The following is a 3,561-nucleotide window of genomic DNA, read 5'->3' on the forward strand; positions in this document are numbered from 1 at the left end:
TCATGCCGCACCAGGGCGGCCCGATTTCGCCCGGCACCCGTGCGGCGCCGCATTATCCCGCGCCGCCCGGTGCGGTCAACGCACCCCGGCCAGCGCCTTTTGCCGGCGCCGCTGGACCGAGCTGCCCAGGCCAATCGCCTCGCGGTACTTGGCCACCGTGCGCCGCGCCAGGTCAAAGCCGCGCGCTTTGAGCAGATCGACCAGCGCATCGTCCGACAGGATCGCCTTGGGATCCTCGCCATCGATCAACTGGCGGATCGCCGCTTTCACCGCCTCGGCCGAAACCCCCTCGCCATCGGTGCCCGCCACACCCGAGGTGAAGAAATACTTCAGTTCGAACGTGCCGCGCAGGCAATGCAGATACTTGTTCGAGGTCACGCGGCTGATCGTGCTCTCGTGCATCTTGACCGCTTCGGCCACGGTGCGCAGCGTCATCGGGCGCAGGTGCGACACGCCGTGGCGAAAGAAGCCTTCCTGCTGCTTCACGATCTCGGCCGCCACCTTGAGAATGGTTTTCTGCCGCTGGTCCAGCGCCTTGACCAGCCAGTTGGCATCGGCCAGCCGCTCGCCCAGCCAGGCCCGCGCCGTCTTGTCCACGCAAGAGCGGCGCATTTCCACGTAATAGCTGCGGTTGACCAGCACGCGCGGCAGCGTGGCAGGGTTCAGGCTGATCGCCCAGCCGGGCACCTCCGCTCCGGCATCGTCAGCCGGATCGCCCGCGCCGCGCGCTGGCTGCACCAGGATATCCGGGCTGATCGCCTCGGCCGGGCCACTGCCGATGCGCAGGCCCGGCTTGGGATCATAACCGCGCAATTCGGCCAGCATGTCGGCAAAGTCTTCCTCGTCCACGCCGCACAGGCGGCGCAGCCGGGCCAGTTCGCCGCGGCCCAGCAGATCGAGATTGTCGAGCAGCCGCGCCATCAGCGGGTCATAGCGATCGGCCTCGCGCGCCTGGAGCGCCAGGCATTCGCCCAGCGTGCGCGCGCCCACGCCGGTGGGATCGAGCGTCTGCACCAGCGCCAGTGCCGCTTCCACCCGGCTCAGCGGCAGGCCCAGCGCCTCGGCCACCTCGGGCAGAGCCATGCGCAGGTAGCCGGTCTCGTCCAGCTGATCGATCAGCCAGCGCCCCACGAACAGCAGTTGGGCATCGGATGTCGTGGCGCCGATCTGGCCATGGAGATGCTCGGCCAGCGAGGCAGCGCTCGCGCCGCGCTCGTCGATATCCGGCCCTTCGCCCCCGCCACTGCCGCCACCGTCGGCGCCGATCGTCCCTTCGCGCAACCCGCTGCTGGCCAGATCAGACAGGGCGACGGCGCCATCACCGGTATCGCGATCAAGATCGAGCGCGGTGGCATCGATATCGAGCGGGCGGTCCTCGGCGGCGCGGCCCTCGCCCACCAATTGGTCGACCGGGCTCGATTCGAGATGGGTGCGCCGCAGGTCTTCGCCCGGGGCATCTTCGCCCGCAAGCGCCGGCCCGGCATCGCCCATTTCCAGCAACGGGTTGGCGTCCAGCGCCTCACCAATGAAGGTTTCCACCTCAAGGTTGGACAGCGCCAGCAGCTTGATCGCCTGCTGCAGCTGCGGCGTCATCACCAGCGATTGCGACTGGCGGATATCGAGGCGTGGACCAAGAGCCATGGCGGCGGGTATCAGCCGCCCATGGTAAACGGAATGCGAAAGCCGTGCGGCTTCACAACGTAAAGCCCTCGCCCAGATAGAGCCGCCGCACGTTGGGATCAGCCACCAGCGCCTCGGGGCTGCCGGCAAACAGCACCTGGCCGCCATAGATGATGCAGGCGCGATCGACGATATCGAGCGTTTCGCGCACGTTGTGGTCGGTAATCAGCACGCCGATGCCGCGCTTCTTGAGATCCTTGACCAGATCGCGGATGTCGCTGATCGACAGCGGATCGATCCCGGCAAACGGTTCGTCGAGCAGGACGATCGACGGGCGCGCGGCCAGGGCGCGGGCGATTTCACAGCGCCGCCGCTCCCCACCCGAAAGCGCCATGGCCGGGCTGGCGCGCAGCCGCGTAAGGCCAAACTCGTCAAGCAGCCGATCCAGTTCGGCCGCGCGCGTCGCCTTGTCGGGCTCCACCAGTTCCAGCACCGTGGCGATGTTCTGTTCCACCGTCATGCCGCGAAAGATCGAGGTTTCCTGCGGCAGATAGCCCAGCCCCAGCACGGAGCGGCGATACATCGGCAGCTTGGTGATATCCACGCCATCGAGCAGGATGCGGCCCGAATCCGGCCGCACCAGGCCCATGATCGAATAGAAGCAGGTGGTCTTGCCCGCGCCGTTGGGGCCAAGCAGGCCCAGCACTTCCCCCTTGCCCACCGACAGCGAGATATCGGTCAGCACTGCCCGCTTGTCGTAAGACTTGGCGATGGACACCACTTCCAATCCCCCTTGGGGAATCGGCACGGCGGCACCGGTGGCGGGTTCAGACGCGAGCGCGGAGGAAGAGCCAGTCATTCCCTGCTCATAGCCCGTACCGGCGCCACGGCAAACCCCAACGCGGCAGGATTGGCGCGATTGGTGCATGGCACGGCCGCGTGGACACGCTTGCACCGCGCGCACGGCCATGGTGTTATGCTGGTGGCGTTATGCCGGGGGAGAGGTGATCATGACAGCGAACAGGCCATTCATGGCCATGGAGCCGAGCTTGGCCGATCGCGCCGCCCGGCTGGAAAGCGCGCACAAGCGGGTCAGCAATGCGGTTGCCTATGGCCTGATGGTCTATACCGCGCTGCAGATCTTCCTGACGATGCGCGCTTTGGAAGAGGCCGACAACACGCTGCTGCCGATGATCGCGCTGGTCGTGCTGGTCGGTGCGATCATCCCGCTCTATCGCCGCATGGAAAAGCGCTGGGACGCCACCGCCGCCCGCCTGGCCGATGATCCGCCAGCGCTCGCCACCGCGCTCAACCGCGCGCGGCTGACGGTGTGGGCGGTATCGATCGGGCTGCCGCTGCTGGTGACCGTGCTGATCGAAGGGCTGATCGCGCTGTTCGCCCACTGATGGCCGCCTGATTGCCCCCCTGATTGCCGCTTCGCGTCCCAGCGGCTAGGAGCAGCGCACGCCAGCCCGGTGTGGCTGACCCCCGGTGTTTCAGGTTTGGAGTGCGCCCCCGATGTTGACCCCCGCCCAGGCCCAGGAACGCTGCCAGGCCCTGATCGAACGCGCCCGGCGCGCCGGGGCAGAGGCGGGCGACGCGGTCTATCTCGCCAGCGGCGCGGAAAGCGTGAGCGTGCGCCTGGGCGCGCTGGAAGACGTCGAACGCTCCGAATCCGAGCATATCGGCCTGCGCGTGTTCGTTGGCGGCGCATCGGCCTCGATCGGATCGACCGACCTGGCCGATGCCGCGCTCGATGAACTGGCCAGCCGCGCCGTGGCCATGGCCCGCGCCGCACCGGCCGATCGCTTTGCCGGCCTGGCCGACGAACATCTTCTTGCGCGCGGCCCCTTCCCCGATCTCGACCTCGATGATCCGGCCGAGCCCGCCCCGCAAGAGCTGCGCCGCCTTGCCGAGGAAGCCGAGGACGCCGCGCGCGCT

The 3,561-nt window shown here is 68.0% G+C and carries 4 protein-coding genes; 2 read left to right on the plus strand and 2 right to left on the minus strand.

The features are described from left to right. Positions 1–75: 75 nt before the first annotated feature. Positions 76–1,641 carry an RNA polymerase factor sigma-54 gene (gene rpoN, locus H926_RS0108405; protein WP_022675896.1) on the minus strand — a complete coding sequence of 522 codons (1,566 nt, stop codon included), beginning with the start codon at positions 1,639–1,641 and terminating at the stop codon, positions 76–78. A gap of 52 nt (positions 1,642–1,693) precedes the next feature. Beyond that, complete coding sequence (gene lptB / locus H926_RS0108410; RefSeq protein WP_022675897.1) at positions 1,694–2,479, minus strand: LPS export ABC transporter ATP-binding protein; 786 nt, start codon at positions 2,477–2,479, stop codon at positions 1,694–1,696. Between the two features lie 151 nt (positions 2,480–2,630). On the opposite strand from lptB, the gene H926_RS0108415 reads away from it, so the two are divergent. Further along, positions 2,631–3,026, plus strand: a complete 396-nt coding sequence (locus tag H926_RS0108415) for a hypothetical protein (protein WP_148291681.1) — start codon at positions 2,631–2,633, stop codon at positions 3,024–3,026. A gap of 112 nt (positions 3,027–3,138) precedes the next feature. Next, positions 3,139–3,561: PmbA/TldA family metallopeptidase (locus tag H926_RS26385; protein WP_043608658.1), on the plus strand; the 423-nt coding region annotated here is incomplete at its 3' end.

The sequence above is a fragment of the Novosphingobium sp. B-7 genome (genome assembly GCF_000410615.1).
In the GTDB taxonomy this organism is placed as follows: Bacteria; Pseudomonadota; Alphaproteobacteria; order Sphingomonadales; family Sphingomonadaceae; genus Novosphingobium; species Novosphingobium capsulatum.